General features: G+C 70.1%; 17 protein-coding genes and 1 tRNA gene. 12 read left to right on the top strand and 6 right to left on the bottom strand.

Going from position 1 to position 16204, the window contains the following annotated elements:
• Nucleotides 1–18 precede the first annotated feature (18 nt).
• Entirely contained in the window at nucleotides 19–450 is a 432-nt protein-coding gene (locus EPL03_RS18725; RefSeq protein ID WP_135830050.1) for a hypothetical protein, read from the bottom strand.
• 122 nt (nucleotides 451–572) lie between these two features.
• Between EPL03_RS18725 and priS the strand changes: the two genes are divergently transcribed.
• Complete coding sequence (priS, locus tag EPL03_RS18720) at nucleotides 573–1775, top strand: DNA primase catalytic subunit PriS (RefSeq protein ID WP_135830049.1); 1203 nt, start codon at nucleotides 573–575, stop codon at nucleotides 1773–1775.
• 10 nt (nucleotides 1776–1785) lie between these two features.
• Nucleotides 1786–2697 (top strand): hypothetical protein, encoded by a 912-nt coding sequence (locus EPL03_RS18715; RefSeq protein WP_135830048.1) that lies wholly within the window; start codon nucleotides 1786–1788, stop codon nucleotides 2695–2697.
• Between the two features lie 221 nt (nucleotides 2698–2918).
• Here EPL03_RS18715 and EPL03_RS18710 read toward each other — a convergent pair whose 3' ends face one another.
• Nucleotides 2919–5183 carry a CDC48 family AAA ATPase gene (locus EPL03_RS18710; RefSeq protein ID WP_135830047.1) on the bottom strand — a complete coding sequence of 755 codons (2265 nt, stop codon included), beginning with the start codon at nucleotides 5181–5183 and terminating at the stop codon, nucleotides 2919–2921.
• Complete coding sequence (locus EPL03_RS18705) at nucleotides 5180–5425, bottom strand: DUF7127 family protein (RefSeq protein ID WP_135830046.1); 246 nt, start codon at nucleotides 5423–5425, stop codon at nucleotides 5180–5182. Before EPL03_RS18705 ends, EPL03_RS18710 begins: the two co-directional genes overlap by 4 nt.
• A 152-nt stretch (nucleotides 5426–5577) precedes the next feature.
• Here EPL03_RS18705 and EPL03_RS18700 point away from each other — a divergent pair, with 152 nt between their 5' ends.
• The 5 genes from EPL03_RS18700 (at nucleotide 5578) to aroC (ending at nucleotide 10952) form a co-directional block, all read left to right on the top strand.
• A complete protein-coding gene (locus EPL03_RS18700) occupies nucleotides 5578–6357 on the top strand; it encodes an alpha/beta fold hydrolase (RefSeq protein WP_135830045.1) in 780 nt (259 codons plus the stop codon).
• A gap of 175 nt (nucleotides 6358–6532) precedes the next feature.
• A complete protein-coding gene (locus EPL03_RS18695) occupies nucleotides 6533–6769 on the top strand; it encodes a DUF5822 domain-containing protein (protein ID WP_135830044.1) in 237 nt (78 codons plus the stop codon).
• A 139-nt stretch (nucleotides 6770–6908) separates the two neighbouring features.
• Nucleotides 6909–7310: a hydroxyphenylacetyl-CoA thioesterase PaaI gene (gene paaI / locus EPL03_RS18690; RefSeq protein ID WP_135830043.1), complete on the top strand. Its 402-nt coding sequence runs from the start codon at nucleotides 6909–6911 to the stop codon at nucleotides 7308–7310.
• 449 nt (nucleotides 7311–7759) lie between these two features.
• Nucleotides 7760–9061, top strand: a complete 1302-nt coding sequence (aroA, locus tag EPL03_RS18685; RefSeq protein WP_135830042.1) for a 3-phosphoshikimate 1-carboxyvinyltransferase — start codon at nucleotides 7760–7762, stop codon at nucleotides 9059–9061.
• Between the two features lie 730 nt (nucleotides 9062–9791).
• Nucleotides 9792–10952, top strand: a complete 1161-nt coding sequence (gene aroC / locus EPL03_RS18680) for a chorismate synthase (protein WP_135830041.1) — start codon at nucleotides 9792–9794, stop codon at nucleotides 10950–10952.
• On the opposite strand, the gene EPL03_RS18675 is transcribed toward aroC, so the two are convergent.
• On the bottom strand, nucleotides 10953–11591 hold the full coding sequence (locus EPL03_RS18675; protein WP_135830040.1) for a twin-arginine translocation signal domain-containing protein: 639 nt from the start codon (nucleotides 11589–11591) through the stop codon (nucleotides 10953–10955).
• Nucleotides 11592–11775: 184 nt separating this feature from the next.
• Here EPL03_RS18675 and EPL03_RS18670 point away from each other — a divergent pair, with 184 nt between their 5' ends.
• Genes EPL03_RS18670 through EPL03_RS18660 form a run of 3 tightly spaced genes read left to right on the top strand, consistent with a single transcriptional unit; the run spans nucleotide 11776 to nucleotide 13707 of the window.
• Nucleotides 11776–12111 (top strand): HalOD1 output domain-containing protein, encoded by a 336-nt coding sequence (locus EPL03_RS18670; protein WP_210425007.1) that lies wholly within the window; start codon nucleotides 11776–11778, stop codon nucleotides 12109–12111.
• Between the two features lie 12 nt (nucleotides 12112–12123).
• The gene (locus tag EPL03_RS18665; protein ID WP_135830039.1) at nucleotides 12124–13032 is read left to right on the top strand and encodes a DUF7504 family protein; all 909 of its coding nucleotides are present in this window, start codon (nucleotides 12124–12126) and stop codon (nucleotides 13030–13032) included.
• A gap of 42 nt (nucleotides 13033–13074) precedes the next feature.
• Entirely contained in the window at nucleotides 13075–13707 is a 633-nt protein-coding gene (locus tag EPL03_RS18660; RefSeq protein WP_135830038.1) for a uracil-DNA glycosylase, read from the top strand.
• Nucleotides 13708–13773: 66 nt separating this feature from the next.
• Here the strand turns inward: EPL03_RS18660 and EPL03_RS18655 are convergent, their stop codons facing one another.
• Complete coding sequence (locus tag EPL03_RS18655) at nucleotides 13774–14619, bottom strand: VOC family protein (protein WP_135830037.1); 846 nt, start codon at nucleotides 14617–14619, stop codon at nucleotides 13774–13776.
• Nucleotides 14620–14770: 151 nt separating this feature from the next.
• Nucleotides 14771–14977 carry a hypothetical protein gene (locus EPL03_RS18650; RefSeq protein ID WP_135830036.1) on the bottom strand — a complete coding sequence of 69 codons (207 nt, stop codon included), beginning with the start codon at nucleotides 14975–14977 and terminating at the stop codon, nucleotides 14771–14773.
• A 61-nt stretch (nucleotides 14978–15038) separates the two neighbouring features.
• Here EPL03_RS18650 and EPL03_RS18645 point away from each other — a divergent pair, with 61 nt between their 5' ends.
• Both EPL03_RS18645 and EPL03_RS18640 read left to right on the top strand, forming a co-directional pair.
• Nucleotides 15039–15800 (top strand): TIGR04282 family arsenosugar biosynthesis glycosyltransferase, encoded by a 762-nt coding sequence (locus EPL03_RS18645; RefSeq protein WP_135830035.1) that lies wholly within the window; start codon nucleotides 15039–15041, stop codon nucleotides 15798–15800.
• A gap of 86 nt (nucleotides 15801–15886) precedes the next feature.
• Nucleotides 15887–15970, top strand: a tRNA-Ser gene (locus EPL03_RS18640).
• The last annotated feature ends 234 nt before the right edge of the window (nucleotides 15971–16204 follow it).

The raw sequence follows: 16204 nt of genomic DNA, 5'->3' as shown, positions 1-16204 counted from the left end.
GCCCACGCTCGGGCGGGATTACGCGTCGCCCGAAGCGTCGCCGTCCGCAGCCATCGCCGGGTCCAGCGCGGCGACGAGCGCGTCCGTCTCGGTCGGGAACACCGAGATTGGTCGCGAGCGTCCGGCCACCTCGATGCGGGCCTTCCCGCGCTTCCGGTAGGTCCAGTAGCAACCCCCAGCGCCGACCGCGACGAACGCGAGTCCCAGCGCGACGTTTCGGGAGACCGAGTAGAGGCCGTATCCGACGAGCGCGACGCTCAGCACGCCGAGCCAGTGGTCGAACTCCTCGACCGTGACTTCGGCCACCTCCTCGAGTGCGATTCGCGTGAGGTCCCCGTCGGCGGCCACGAGCAGTCGGTCGTCGGTCACGGTCACCGACCCGCCGGTCCGGAGGGCGAGTCGCTCGCGGACGGTCTCGCCCGGTTCGAGCGCGTCGGTCGCGTCGGTCATGCTGACGGAGTTGGGTTCGGACCGCGAAAAAAGGTCGGATGGCCGGTCCCGGTCGACGCCGCGAGACGGACGGGCGCGGTTCCAACAACGATTTATCCCTGCGGCCGCGTCAGTTCGAGGCGATGGAAGAGCGAACCCGAGCGTACCTCCGGGGCCGGTTCCGCGACCACTACCGGCGGGAGACGCGGGACGCCGGGTCCGGCGACTCGACCCGGGAACGCCGGGCCGACCTCCCGCTTCCGCCCGAGGCCGACGCGCGCGAGTGGGGGTACATCCCGTGGACCGACGGCTCTACCCGGATGGTCCGCCACCAGTCGCTGCTGGAACTGGGCGAGGTGGGCGATTTCCTCCGGCGCGAGCGTCCGCGCCACGTCTACTTCTCGGCCGGACGCTACGACGACCCCGGCGCGGACGACATGGACGCGAAGGGGTGGCGCGAGTCGGACCTCGTGTTCGACATCGACGCCGACCACCTGTCGGGGGTCGACCCCCAGCGCGACGCCTACGGCGAGATGCTGGCCCGCGGGAAGGCGGAACTTCGGGACCTGCTCGACTTCCTCACGAGCGACTTCGGGTTCGAGGACCTCACCGCCGTCTTCTCGGGCGGCCGGGGCTACCACGTTCACGTCCGCGACGAGGGCGTCGGCGACCTCGGTCGGGACGCCCGCCGGGAGATCGTCGACTACGTCCGGGGCGAGGGGGTCGAACTCGACGCCCTCCAGCGCACGGAGATGGGCACCACCGCGACCCGGCGCGTGCTCGACACCGACGGCGGGTGGGGTCGCCGGGTCCACCGCGCGATGCTGGCGCTGGCCGACGAGCTGCTCGAACTGCCCGAGGAGGAGGCGCTCGACCGATTGCAGGAGTTCGACCGCATCGGCGAGAGCCGGGCGACCACCATCCTCGGTGCGGTCTCGGACGACTACGAGACGCTGGCGGCCGGCAACCTCGAACGGGGCGGGCCGGGCATCCGCCAGCTCGCGACGGTGACGACCGAGCGGGTCGTGGCCGACGAGTCGGCCGCCATCGACGAACCGGTCACCACCGACCTCCGGCGGCTCATCCGGCTGCCGGGCAGCCTCCACGGCGGGACCGGGCTGGAGGTCACCCGCGTTCCCCTCGACGACGTCGACTCGTTCGACCCGCTCGTCGACGCGGTCGCCGACACGTTCGTCGGTCACGACGTGGCGGTCGAGGTAACCGACCCCGGGTCGGTCGCGCTTCGCGACGAAAGCTTTACGCTCCCGGAGGGTGACGTATCGGTTCCGGAATACGTCGCCGTGTTCCTGATGGCGAGCGGGCGGGCCGAGAAGGGACGCGAGTGACCCACAAACCATGGACTTGGACGAACTCCGCACGGTACAGAGCAAGGAGCGCTCGAAGGACAGCCTCCAGCACCTGCGGGAGTCGTTCTACGCCGACGTGGCCGACTACGTGGCCGACCTGCGCGAGCGCCGCGACCGCGCGATAGACCGCGCGGCCGGCCGGGCCATCGACGACCCGGAGGTTCGTCGGCTCACCGACGAGATAGAGACCGCCGAGGCGGTAGCCGAGGGTCTCTACGAGCGCCGGGTCGGCAAGGTGGTCAAGCGCGCCAGCCTCGCCGCGATGGACCTCGGGGGCGACCCGGATGGGCTGACGGCCGAGGAGCGCGAGCTGTTCGACGAGCTGGTCGCGCGGATAGACGCCAACAAGCAGTCGGTCCTCGACGTGCTCGAAGGGGACGAGCGCTCGGAAGCCACCGCGACGACCGACCCGGCGAGCGGTGACGCCCGAACCGCTCCGGCGGCGGGCGACGCCGGGAGCCCGCCCGCCACCGAGGACGCGGGCGCGCCGGACGTGAGCCCGGCGGACGTGATGGGCGGCGACGGGCCGCCGGTCGGCTCCGACTCGGCCGGGGCGGCGGCCTCGAACGCGACTGGCGCGTCCGAGTCGGCGCGCCCGAGCGCGGAGGCCGGCGCGGTCGTCGGTGACGGGGCGGCCGACGGTTCCCCGGCCGGCGACGGGGCGGACTCGGGCGAGGAGGTCGCGCCGTCGGCCGGCGCAGGAGCCGACGACGCGGCCGACGCGACCGACCCGCTCGCCGGCCTCGCCGAGCGCACGACCGTCCGGGTCACAGACGACGTGGGCGAGATATTCGGCGTGGACGAGCGCACCTACGACCTCGCCAGCGAGGACGTCGTGACCCTGCCGGCGGCGAACGCCGAGCCGCTGGTCGAACGGGGCGCGGCCGAGAAGCTGGAGTAGCGACTGGGGGTCGGGTTCGGAAAAATCGAGCGGTAGCGCTCGGTGGGACGTTCAATCGGAGTACACCGCGATTCCCGCTCGCTCGCCGCTACGCAGCGCGCAGCGGCGAGCGAGCGGGCCAAGCGACGTCCGGAGCGAAGCGACCGGCGGGCGGAGCCCCGTGTGTTTCACGACCGCTCTGTGAGGGTGGTGCGTTCGTGGGCCGCCCGCAGCAAACGGTTCTACTGGAACGTCCGGCCCAGCTGCTCGCCCTCCGACTCGGGGTCGGTCGTGTCGAACTGCTCTTCGATCTCCTCGTAGTGCTCGATGGTCTCCTGGTCGACGCTCGGGACGACCTCGTCGAGCGCCTGCTCGAAGTGCTCCCTGCTGATGCGGACGTTGCCGACGCTCTCGCCGATGTCCTCGGGGTCGACGCTGGTGATGAACTCCCGGCTGGCGGCCATCGACGCCTCGCGGGCGACCGCCTCGACGTCGGCACCGACGTAGCCCTCCGTCTCGCCGGCGAGCCAGTCGAGGTCCACGTCGTCGGCCAGAGGCTTGTCGCGGGTGTGGACCTCGAAGATGGCCTTGCGCGCGTCCTCGTCGGGCACGGGCACGTGGACGTGACGGTCCAGCCGGCCGGGCCGCAGGAGTGCGCTGTCGATGAGGTCGGGCCGGTTCGAGGTGGCCACGACCACGACGTCTTCGAGCTCTTCGAGCCCGTCGAGTTCCGTCAGCAGCTGGGAGACCACGCGCTCGCCGACCTCCGACCCGCCGCCGGAGCCGCGACCGCGCTCGCCCGCGATGGAGTCTATCTCGTCGAAGAACACCACGGTCGGGGCGTTCTCCCGGGCCTTGCTGAACACCTCGCGGACGCCCTTCTCGGACTCGCCGACCCACTTGCTGAGGAGCTCGGGACCCTTGATCGAGATGAAGTTGCTGTCGCTCTCGTTGGCGACGGCCTTGGCCATCAGGGTCTTGCCCGTGCCGGGCGGGCCGTACAGCAACACGCCCTTGGCGGCCTGCATGTCGAGCGCGTCGAACACCTCGGGGTAGTCGAGCGGCCACTGGATGGTCTCGCGCAGCCGCTCTTTGGTATCCTCGAGCCCGCCGACCCGGTCCCACGTCACGTCGGGGACCTCGACGAACACCTCGCGGAGCGCGGAGGGCTCGATGCCCTTGAGCGCCTCCTTGAAGTCGCGCTCGGTGACCTGCAAGGAGTCGAGCACGTCGGCCGGAATCTCGTCGGATTCGAGGTCTATCTGGGGCCGGATGCGCCGCAGGGCGTTCATCGCCGACTCCTTGGCCAGCGATTCGAGGTCGGCACCCACGAACCCGTGGGTGCTGTCGGCGTACTCTTCGAGGTCGATGCCGTCGGCCATCGGCATGCCCCGCGTGTGGACCTGCATGATTTCGAGGCGGCCGTCGCGGTCGGGGACGCCGATGTCGATCTCGCGGTCGAACCGGCCGGGCCGGCGGAGCGCGGGGTCGATGGCGTCGACGCGGTTGGTCGCGGCGATGACCGTCACCTCGCCCCGGGATTCGAGCCCGTCCATCAGGCTGAGCAGTTGCGCCACGACGCGGCGCTCGACGTCGCCGCCGGCCTCCTCGCGCTTGGGCGCGATGGAGTCGAGTTCGTCGATGAACACGATGGCCGGGGCGTTCTCGGTGGCCTCGTCGAAGACCTCCCGGAGCTTCTCCTCGGACTCCCCGTAGTACTTCGACATGATCTCGGGGCCCGAGATGGTCTGGAAGTGGGCGTCGATCTCGTTGGCGACGGCCTTGGCCATCAGGGTCTTACCCGTGCCCGGCGGGCCGTGGAGCAACACGCCCTTGGGCGGCTCGATGCCCAGCCGGTTGAACAGTTCGGGGTGGCGCATCGGGAGCTCTATCATCTCCCGGACCTGTTCGAGTTCGCCCTCCAGCCCGCCGATGTCCTCGTAGGTGACGTTGGGCGTGGCCTCGCCCCCGCTCGCGCCGCCCTGTGCGATCTCCTCGGCGGCGCGCTCGCTGACGTTTATCTCGGTGGAGTCGGTCACCACGACCGTCCCCTCCGGGTCGGTGCTGGCGACTTTGAGCGGGATGGACTGGCCCGAGCGCATCCCCATCAGGCCGAAGCCGAAGGGCACGTTTTGCCCCTTCGTGATGGCCTGTCCGCTGAGCTTGTCCCGGACGTGGGGCGTGATGTCGCCCCGAATCTGGAGGTTCTGCGGGAGCGCGATGGTGACCGAGCTGGCGGGCTTGACGTCGGCGGGCTCGATGGTGACCCTGTCGTCGATGCCGACGCCCGCCTCCTGGCGGAGCTGGCCGTCGATTCGGACGACCCCGCGTCCCTCGTCCTCGGGGTAGCCGGGCCACACGCGGGCGACCGCTCGGCCCTGATTGTTCCCCTCGATGACCACGTAGTCACCGTTCTCGACGCCGAGTTCGTGCATGGACTGGCGATCGATGGCGGCCAGTCCGCGACCGGCGTCCTTCTGCTTCAACGGCTTGACGGTGAGCTTCATTGTCCCACCTCGATACTGAGGACCCCGTTGGTGATAAACGCTTCCGCCTCACCCTCGGGGAGTTGGAGCTCGAGTTGGCGGGTCTCGTCGCCGTCCTCGACCACGACGATGGCCTCCTCGCCGAGGACGTCCACGGACGCCTCGCTCCCGACCCCGAGGTCGGCGGCCAGAATCTCGCCGTCGTCGTACTCGTACCGGCGTGCGAACACGTCGTCGCGTTCTTCGATGTGCTTGAGAGTCATTCTTCCTAACTTCGAGTTAGTCCTTTCTATACTTAAGTCTTTCTGCGACATAACCGCCGTACTACGACGGGAAGCAACTGAATCGGTCGAATTGCAGTTCGCCCCCGCGTCGCGACGGGAGCTTTTTGGTCCGGCCCGACGAATCGGTCCCCATGAACGAGGTCACACACCACGGTCGGACGACGACCTACCGCGTCGCCGACCGCGGGGGCGAGGGGACGCCGGTACTGTTCGTCCACGGCTCGGGCGGCACCCACGAGGTGTGGAAGGCGCAACTGGGGCGATTCGCGCGCGAGCGGCCGGTCGTCGCGCTCGACCTGAGCGGGCACGGCGACTCCGAGGACGTCGACGCCACCGCCGGCTGGGAGACCCTCTCGGCGTACGCCGACGACGTGCTCGCGGTCGCCGCCGAGACCGACGCCGGCGTAGTCGTCGGCAACTCGCTCGGGGGCGCGGTCGCGCTCCAGCTCGCGCTCGAACGCGACCACGCACTCGACGCGCTCGTGCTCGCCGGAACCGGCCCGAAGCTCCCGGTGCTGGCCGACCTCCGGCGCTGGCTGGCCGAGGAGTTCGACCGCGCGGTCGAGTTCCTCCACGGGCCGGACCGGCTGTTCCACGACGCCGACGCCCGCTATCGCCGGCTCTCGACCGAGACGATGCGCGAGGTGGGACAGGCGGTCACCCGCCGGGACTTCGAGACCTCCCACAGGTTCGACGTGCGCGACCGGCTCGACGAGATATCGGTGCCGACTCTGGCGGTGGTCGGCGAGCACGACAAGCTGACGCCCCCGGACTACCACGAGCGGCTGGCCGACGGGATTCCGGACGGCCGATACCGGGAGATTCCCGACGCCGCTCACCTCGCCATGCTGGAGGAGCCCGAGGCGTTCAACGCCGCGCTCCGGGAGTTCCTGGACGAAGTGGGTGCGTAGGCTCACGTCGCGGGCGTCCGTTTCGAGCGCCGAACCGCCCCGCGTCTTCCCGGTTGCCCCGTTCCCGGGGACCCCGCAGCCGTCCTCGACCCGGCGAAGTCCACTCTTTCCCGTGTCCCACCGACGCACGGCCGAGACTGCAACGTTTAAGCTCCGAGGCCCACGACCTCGAAGCGTGCCCGAACCAGTCGAGACCTACGACCCGGAGGGCGTCGACTACGCGTGGGTGATGCAGACGACCTTCGTGCTCACGGTCGCCGGCGGCGGCCCGGTAGTCGCCCTGCTGGCGCTGTTCTCGGGCGTCTCGCTGCCGACGTGGGGCGCGCGCGCGTCGTTCGCCGTCCGGGTCGGGGCGTTGCTCTGGTTCGTCGTCGCGGTCGCGGTGTTCCTGTACGCTCGAAAGCAGGCGTAGTCGGCCCGCGGACGGGCGAGTGCGAAGGCGTGGTCGAGGCGACGCGACTGCGCTCGACGACGCGGTCGCTCCGCTCCGGGGCGGTCGGGGGAGTACCGACCCGGCCGGCTATAAATAGCCGTCGCGCTAATCGGTCCCTATGACCGAGATTCCCGACGACCGCCGCGAACGCATCGCCGCCGACCCCTTCGCCGCCAAGCTCGGCATCGAACTCGTCGACCTCGGGCCGGGCCGCGCTCGGACCGAGCTGACCGTCACCGAGGACCTGCTGAACTTCCACGGGACGCCCCACGGCGGCGCGCTCTACTCGCTGGCCGACGCGGCGTTCGCTGCCGCCTCGAACGCCGAGGGCGACGCCGCGCTCGCGTTGGAGACCAACATCTCGTACTTCGAGGCGGTCGAGGTGGGCGACACCCTGACCGCCGAGGCCGAGCGCGTCCACGAGCGCGGCCGGACCGCCTCGTATCGCGTGGCGGTGACCGACGAGGCCGACGACCCGGTGGCCTCCTTCCGGGGCCGGGTGTATCTCCCCGGCGAGTGACGGGCGCGGGCCCGACTGGCGTCGTCGCCGACTCGACGCGAACCGAAGCTATTCGGGCCGGGGCCGCGCCCCGCCGGATATGTCGACAGGACGAAACGACTCCGGCTCCACGCGCCCGTCGACCGCGATTCGGTTCGGGGTCGTCGGACTCAGCCTCCTCGTGCTGCTGTACAGTGTCGTCGTCGCTCGGCCTGCTCTCAGACACGAGAGCCGCAACTAGGTCCTCTAAAGCCCTCGGCGCGCTCGCCACCGTCGGAGGCAAGCTCCCACGAGCCGTGCCGCACGTCGTTCGGCAAGACGCCAGCGCGCGCCGACGTGGAAAATGAAGCTACCCCCGCCGGTACTGTTTGGCGTACCGCGACCGAGTTCTCGCTCCGTAGCCGAACACCCCCTCGACGAGATTCGCCCGCTCCGGTAGCCTGATACGCCCCCACGCCCTCGCCCGACCCATGGACGTAGAGATATCGCCATCGACGCTCTCGGGGACCGCACGCGCCCCGTCCTCGAAGAGCTACACCCACCGGGCCATCCTCGCCGCCGGCTTCTCGGGCGGCGCGCTGGTGTACGACCCGCTCGTGAGCGCCGACACGAAGGCCACGATGCGAGCGGTCGAAGCCTTCGGCGGGGAGGTAACCCGCGAATCGGACCGCCTCGACGTCGACGGCTTCGACGGCCGGCCGGAGGTCCCCGGCGACGTTATCGACTGCGCGAACAGCGGGACGACGATGCGACTGGCGACCGCGACCGCCGCGCTCGCCGACGGCGGGACGGTCCTGACGGGCGACAGTTCGCTTCGCTCGCGCCCGCACGGCCCGCTGCTCTCGGCCATCGAGGACCTCGGCGGGCGGGCCGAAAGCACGCGCAAGAACGGACAGGCTCCCCTCGTAATCGAGGGGCCCACCTCGGGCGGGCGCGTCTCGATGCCCGGCGACGTCTCCTCGCAGTTCGTCACCGCCCTGCTGATGGCGGGCGCGGTCACCGACGAGGGAATCGACGTGGCGCTCGAAACCGAACTCAAGTCCGCGCCGTACGTCGACATCACCCTCGAACTGCTCGACGAGTTCGGCGTCGAGGCCGGGAAGCGTCGTGAAGACGGCGGCGGGGTGTACCGCGTCGAAGGCGGCCAGTTCTACGAACCGACGGACGGCGAGTACCACGTCCCGGGCGACTTCTCGTCCATCTCGTACCTGCTCGCGGCGGGCGCGATTGCGGCCGAGGGGTCCGAGGCGGTCCGGGTGCGCGGTGCGTACCCGAGCGCGCAGGGCGACAGCAAAATCGTCGGCGTCCTCGACCGGATGGGTGCGGACGTGGACTGGAACCGCGACGACGGCGTGCTGACGGTCCGGCGCTCAGCCCTCTCGGGCGTCGAGGTCGACGTGGGCGACACGCCCGACCTGCTGCCGACCGTCGCGGCGCTCGGTGCCGTGGCGGACGGCGAGACCCGCATCGTCAACTGCGAACACGTCCGGTACAAGGAGACCGACCGCGTGACCGCGATGGCCGAGGAGCTTCGCAACCTCGGCGCGGAGACGACCGAGAGCGCCGACACCCTCACCGTGGTCGGTGAAGAATCGACCCTGACGGGCGGCGCGGTCGACGGTCGGGGCGACCACCGCATCGTGATGGCGCTGTCGGTCGCGGCGCTGGCGTGTTCGGGGCCGACCGTAATCTCGGGCGGCGAACACGTCGACGTGTCGTTTCCGACCTTCTTCGACGTACTCTACGACCTCGGCGCGACCGTGGACCGGTGAGGTGAAGTTCTGGTGTTCGTGCTTTGTGGAGGGCGTGGATTCGGACGAGCGCTTTCGGGATTGATCTGTGAGACGTGGTTTCGGGATTGGTCTGCGGTTTCGGCGTTCGGTCTGCGGTTTCGGCGTTCGGTCTGCGGTTTCGGCGTTCGGTCTGCGGTTTCGGCGTTCGGTCTGCGGTTTCGGCGTTCGGTCTGCAGTTTCGGCGCGTGCTGGCGCGGCCCGGAGTGGCCGCGCCCAAGCGCGCGAGGGAGGGGCGCTCTCGTGCGCCCCGAGGCTGGGGAGGCGTGAGGCCTGCCGTTGCGGTGCGGGTGCGGTGCGGGTACTCATAGGCCTCGGCAGAAGCTAGCTTTCTGACGGCATCCTCGTCTGATTCGAGCGTATTCGAGCTAGCTTCTGCCTCGACAAATGAGTGACCGCGCCGCGACCGCACAGCACCGCAACCGCCACCGCGCCGCAACCTCACGCCTCCCCAGCCTCCTCGCTTCGCTCGTCCCTCGCACGAGTTGGCGCGACCACGAGGGTCGCGCCAGCGCGCGCCGAACCGGAAACTCAGACAAACGCGCGCCCAACCGGAAAACCAGACAAACGCGCACCGAATCGGAAAGACGGACTGGCGTGCCGAACCAGCTTCCGTTCGATTCGCCGTTCCCGTCCGAAGCCGGCGTCCAGTCGCCTAGACCACTTGCACCTTCTGAAAGGCTCAAATAGGGCCGCCCTGAACACACGCCTAATGAACGGCAACAGCTTCGGACGCCTGTTCCAGGTCACCACGTTCGGCGAGAGCCACGGCGAGGCGATGGGGGTCACCGTCTCGGGCTGTCCGGCGGGGCTCGAACTCTCCGAGGACGACGTCCAGCGCGAACTCGACCGGCGCAAGCCCGGCCAGTCGATGATAACCACGAGTCGGGGCGAACCCGACCACGTCTCCATCAAGTCCGGCCTGCAGGACGGCTACACCACCGGCACGCCCATCGGGATGGTCATCGAGAACAAGGACGCCCGCTCGGGCAAGTACGAACCGTTCGTCACCGCGCCCCGGCCCAGCCACGGTGACTTCACCTACTCGGCGAAGTTCGGCACGCGCAACTGGGGCGGCGGCGGGCGCTCGTCCGCGCGCGAGACGGTCAACTGGGTCGCGGCCGGAGCCATCGCGAAGAAACTGCTCGCCGAGGAGGGCGTCGAACTCGCGGCTCACGTCAACCAGATCGGCGACGTCGAAGCGCCCGAGGTCCCCTTCGAGCGGATCCGGGACCGCGCCGACGACAACGAGGTGCGGTGTGCCCACCCCGAGACCGCCGAGAAGATGCGCGAACGAATCGACGAGTATCAGGACGACGGCGACTCCATCGGCGGCTCCATCTACTTCGAGGCGCGGGGCGTCCCGCGCGGGCTGGGCGCGCCGCGATTCGATTCGGTGGAAGCCCGACTCGGACAGGCGATGCTGAGCGTGCCCGCCTCGACCGCGTTCGAGTTCGGACTCGGCCGCGACGCCCGCGAGTACGCCGGCAGCGAGCGCAACGACGAGTGGGAGTTCGGCGAGGACGGCGACCCGAAACCCGTCGAGAACGACCACGGCGGGCTACAGGGCGGCATCACGACGGGCGAACCCATCTACGGCGAGGTCACGCTCCACGCGCCCACCTCGATTCCCAAGCCCCAGACCACCGTCGACTGGGAGACCGGCGAGGAGACCGAAGAGCGGGTCATCGGTCGCCACGACCCCGTCCTGCCGCCCCGTGGCGTCCCCGTCGTCGAGGCGATGCTGGCGCTGACGCTGGTCGACTTCATGCTGCTGGGCGGGCGACTCAACCCCGACCGCGCCGACGACCGCCCGGGCGAGTACGACACCGACTACCACCCGAGTAGCCCGAAAAACGAGCCCGGCGAGTAGCTACGAACTGTCGTTCCCGGCACCGCCGCCCGACTCGACCGTCACGTCGCCGACCATCGTGTTCGGGTGGACGAGACAGATGTAGCTGGCCATCTCGGCCGACGCGGTGAACTGAACTGCCTGTACGGCCCCCTCCTCGCTGATAATCTCGGTCTGGGCGACTAACTCGCCGTCCCCGCCGACCGTGGTGCCGTTACCGGCCATACCGCCGGACTCGTTGCCCGCCGAGACGCCGGTGACGTTGCCCTCGGAGACGTCGAGCGAGACGCTCTCGTTCGCCCCGGTCCCGTTTATCTGCTGGTACGTGTCCCGGTCGATGCCGAGTGGTCGGAGGACCTCGAGGTTCTCGCCCTGTTCGTCCTGAATGGCGAAGTTGTGCGGCTGTCCGTCCCCGTTCACCCAGACGAGGGTGTAGGTCGTCCCCTCCTGTAGCGAGAGCGCCGGGTTCTGGTCCGTCCCGGTCGCCTCCGCTCCGCCGGGCAGCCGATACGCGAGCCAGCCCGGCGTCAGGCCGTCGAGGACGACGAGTTGCTCGCCCGCGCCGCCGTCCTGTGCGAGGACGGTCGCGTTCAGTCCCGCCAGTGCGCCAGTCGCTGCCGCCGCCTTCAGAAAGCGGCGGCGAGACGTGTGCTCGGTCATGAAACCCCCACTGAACGCAACCCGGCGAGCGGATTAAATGGCGCGGCCGCCCCACGGTTCTCGACCGCCGGGAACCGCGTAACGCCCCGTTACGTCGTCGGTTCGGGCCGCCCCGCCGACCGCGCTCGAATTCGCCGTAAATTTATTACATTTACGGGCCGAACATTGCGTGAGGTCGGGAAACGTGTCCAAAAGCAACACCGGAAACGACATCGCCGACAGTTCGGGACTCACGGAGGCGTCCGACCGACAGGGCGTCTACCGGGCGACCCACGACGCCGACGGGCCGGCCACGGTCAGCGACACGGTCATCGAAGCGATAGCGGAGGTCGCCGGAATCGACCCGACCAACACGGTCATCCCGCTGTCCGAGCGCGTCGACCCGGACGCCCTCGACGCCCTCTTCGCCGACGACGAGGGCGACGCGCAGGTGAGCTTCCGCGTGTGCGGACTGGACGTGCTGGTCCGCAGCGACGGGAACGTCCGAATCGTAGACGAGACGGTCGGAGACGCCGAGTAGGGGGGCGAAAGCGTGCAAGACACCAGACTGGTGCGGACCAGCGTCGCGGGCAACCCGCACACGCTCGTCCTGCGGCGGACGTCGGACGGGGCCCGGGAGTTCGAGCCCCTGTTCGACCTGCTCCCGGCCGACGGACCGAACGACGTCCTCGCGGTCACCCACGAGCAGTCCACCAGATTTCTCCGGCGGTGGGGCGAGCGAATCGACCGCCGTCCCCGGAACGTCGGGGTCGTCAGCGTCGGCGAGGTGATGCGGTCGACGAGTGCGGTCGACGTCGCGTCCCGGAGGCCGGTACGCGGCGTCGCCGACCCGACCGACGCCGAGGAGATACGCGACGCCGCGACCGGCTATCTCGACGCGTGGCCCGACGAAGGACGGACCGTTGCGTACGTCGACTCGGCGACGGCGGTGGTCGACGACCTCGGCGTCGAGCGCGGCGTCGAGTTCCTCCGGACGTTCCGGCGCGCGCTCGACGCTCGCGACGCGGTGGGCTACGTCTGTCTCGCCCCCACGGCCCACGACCGGACGGTCGTCCGCGAGGTCGCGTCGCTGTTCGACACCGTAATCGAGTGCGTCGACAACGAGGCCGAGACCGCCGCGACGCCGTCGGTCGGCGACTGCTTCGAGGCGATGTCGGACAGGCGGCGGCGGGGCGTGCTCGCGGTCCTGGCCGACGAGGGACCGTTGCCGGTCGACGACCTCGCCGACCGGGTGGCCGCCCGCACGCGGGTCGACCGCGACCGGGTCCTCGCCTCGCTCATCGACGTCCACCTGCCGAAACTGGCCGCGCTCGGACTCGCCGCCTACGACCGCGAACGCGTCGCTCGCGGCGAGCACTTCGAGCGAGTCGAGCCCTACCTCGGTCGGACGGTCGAACGAGACCGCCCGGCGAGGGGCGACTGCCCCGTGGCCGAGGAGTGACTCCCGACCGGTTTTTACCGCGCGGCCCCCACGCTCCCGACGATGGACGCGAACCAGCAGACCCGCTCGAACCCGTTCGGGATGGACGCCGACTGCCGGAACTGCCCGGCGCTGTGTGACGCCCGCGAGCAGGTCGTCCACGGCTACGGCGACGTGGGCGCGGACTTCCTGTTCGTCGGCGAAGCGCCCGGCGAGGGAGCCGACCGGACCGGCGTCCCGTTCACCGGCGACGAGCGCGGGGAGGCGCTCCAGCACGTGCTGGGTCAACTCGGGCTCAACAACTCGCTGCCCAGCGCCGCCGACCCCGAACTCGAAAACGCGTTCGTGACCTATCTCGCGCGGTGTCGCCACCCCGAGCGGTCGCCGACCGACGAGGAGGTCCGGACCTGCGAACCCTACCTCAACGCCGAGATTCGGATGATAAATCCCGAGATACTGGTCCCGGTGGGCGGGCGCGCGCTGACCGAGCTCGCGGCCGAGTACACCACCGCGCCGGCCGAGGCGTTCGACGCGACTGACGACCACGCCACCACGATTCGGGGCCGGGGGTTCGAAATCGTGCCGATGGCCGACCCGCGAGAGGCGACCGACGACGAGCGCGAGGCGTTCGTCGACCACTTCCTCGACCTGATGGACCGGGATTATCGACAGACCAAGGGGCGGCGGGGTCGGTAGCGAACGTTGGCGTCGGAAGCGCCGGCGAGAAACCGCCACGCGGAAACTACGTCTACTGCGCGGACGCTACGTCTCGACCCGAAATCGGACTTCGATGTCGTCCGGTCCCGTGACGGCGACGCCGTCGTCGGTCTCGGCCATCGCGTACTGGCTCGCCGAGAGCCGGTCCCGTATCGCGTCGAGCGCCCGCGCTTGCGGGACGACGACCTCGAACCACGACAGCCCACCGTCGCCGGTCGGTTCCGAGCGACCGTTCCACGTGTTCGCGCCGACGTGGTGGTGATAGCCGCCGGCGGACACGAACAGGGCGTCGGGCACCGCCGCCTGCCGCTCGAACCCGAGGCGGTCGACGTAAAACTCCTCGAACGCGTCGAGCGAGGTCACTTCGAGGTGGACGTGACCCACGTCGGTTCCGGGCGGCGCGGCCGACTCGCCCGTGGCAGCGGCCGCCAGCGGGTCGAGGTGGAGGCGGTACGTGCCCATGCGGACGCCCCCGTCGGCGCTCCGGGGCCACTCCGCTCGCGGGAAGTCCCGGTAGATTTCGACGCCGTTTCCCTCCGGGTCGGTGAGGTACAGCGCCTCGCTGACGCCGTGGTCGGACGCGCCGTCGAGTCGCGCGCGGTCCCGAATCCGAGCCAGGGCGTCGCCCAGCGCACCACGCGAGGGGACCCTGAACGCGGTGTGGAACAGCCCCGCCCGCGACGGGTCTCGCCGGCCTGCGTCCGAGTCGCGGTCCAGCACGAGCAACGGGGTCCCGTCGACGCCGAGGACCGCCGTCGCGTCGGTGCGGTCGAGGACGCCGAGTCCGACCACGTCCCGGTAGAACTCGACCATCTCCCCGAGATTCGACGCCCCGAGGGCGGTTCGTCCGATTCGAGTCTCGGCCGGGAGCGCGTCTACGTTCGAGTCCATGGTCGTTCGGTTCGGCGCGGTCGCTTGGCACGCAGTTCGCCGGACGCTCTGTCGTCTATCACGCCCGTCGTTTGGTCGGAGACGCTCTTATAGCTCCGGCAACGCCGACGTGAGCAGGTTACGTCGACCCAACCGCCTCGCCGCGTGGCGGTTATCGTCCCCAGTAAGGCGTCGACAGCGCGCGGGACGGCGCGGAGCCGAGTCCGCCCAGACTGACGACGACGAGCGCGACGAGGCCGACCGTCGCGAGCGCGGCGGCGTTTCCGGCGACCGCTCGGGCGAGGCCGACGAACGACCCGACAGCGCCGGCGGCGGTCGCGCCGACTGCGAGTGCAGCGAGTGGCGTGAGGCGATTCATACCCGGACCGTGAGCACCCAGGAGTAAAACCTTCAAGGGTCGCGCCGCCCGAGGTCCGGGCATGACAGTCATCGCGGTCCTCGCCGACCCGCCGCGGCCGGGGCTCGTCGTCCCGAAGCTCCCCGCGTCGTCGCCGCTCTCGGAATCGGAGGCGGCCGACCTCTACGCCGCGTCGCTGAAGGACACGCTCCGCGCGGTCGAGCGCAGCGGGGGCGACCTGCTGGTCAACTACCGCCCCGACGACCGCCTCCCGGAAGCGTACCGCCAGGAGGAGAGCGCCCAAGCCGCGGTCCGCGCGCTCGCGGCCGACGCGCTCGACGACCCCGAGGCGGCCCGCTTCGAGGTGCAGGTCGGCTCCGACCGTGCCGCGCGGGCGGGCAACACCGTCACGCACCTGCTCGACGAGGAGGGCGTTCGTTCGGCCGCTGTCGTCCCCGGCACCGCGCCGAGCATGACTCGCAAGGAGGTCGACAGCGCCGCGATGAAGCTCCGGACCAACGAGGTGGTGCTCGGCCCGAGCGAGCGCGGGGGCACCTACTACGCGGGCTTCACCGACACCGTCGACTTCGAGGACGCGTTCGCGGTCCCCGAGGTCGAGACGCTGGCGACGCGCGCGGCCGACGCGGGCCACTCGGTCGCGTTGCTCCCGTCAGCGCCCCGCGTCGGGACCGGCCCGGAGCTGGCGTCGCTGGTCGCGGTGCTCGACGCCCGGATTTCGGCCGGGCTGGCCGTGCCCGAACACACCGCCGAACTGATTCGGGAGTGGGGCCTGTGCGTCCGGCCCGACGGGGACGGCGAGCCGACGCTTCACCGCACGAACTGACTCGCGGTGCCGCCTTCTTTTAGCTGGTTGGCAATCCGAATCGAGACCGACAGTTCTTAGACGAGTCGCGGCCAAGCATCGGGCGCGGTGGGATGGCAGAGCGGCCTATTGCGCCTGCCTTGAAAGCAGGTGGCCGGAAGGCCTCTTGGGTTCAAATCCCAATCCCACCGCTTCTGCGACGAACAAATGGCGAGTACCTCGTGTACTCGCGTCATGGTGCGGAGCAATGCGGTTCCGATTGGGATTTGAGCCCTGCCAGTCGCAGCCCGGACGCGCAGCGAGCGAGGCCAGGGGCCTCGAAATGCGACCGGCAACGCCGCGAGCGAAGCGAGCATCCCGGGCCGTCTGGCTCCGGTTCAAATCCCAATCCCACCGTCGTTCTGACGCGAGCGACGGGTCGAGCA

The sequence above is a fragment of the Halorussus halobius genome, assembly GCF_004765805.1.
Taxonomy (GTDB): domain Archaea; phylum Halobacteriota; class Halobacteria; order Halobacteriales; family Haladaptataceae; genus Halorussus; species Halorussus halobius.
This window is presented reverse-complemented; position numbering and strand designations above follow the sequence as displayed.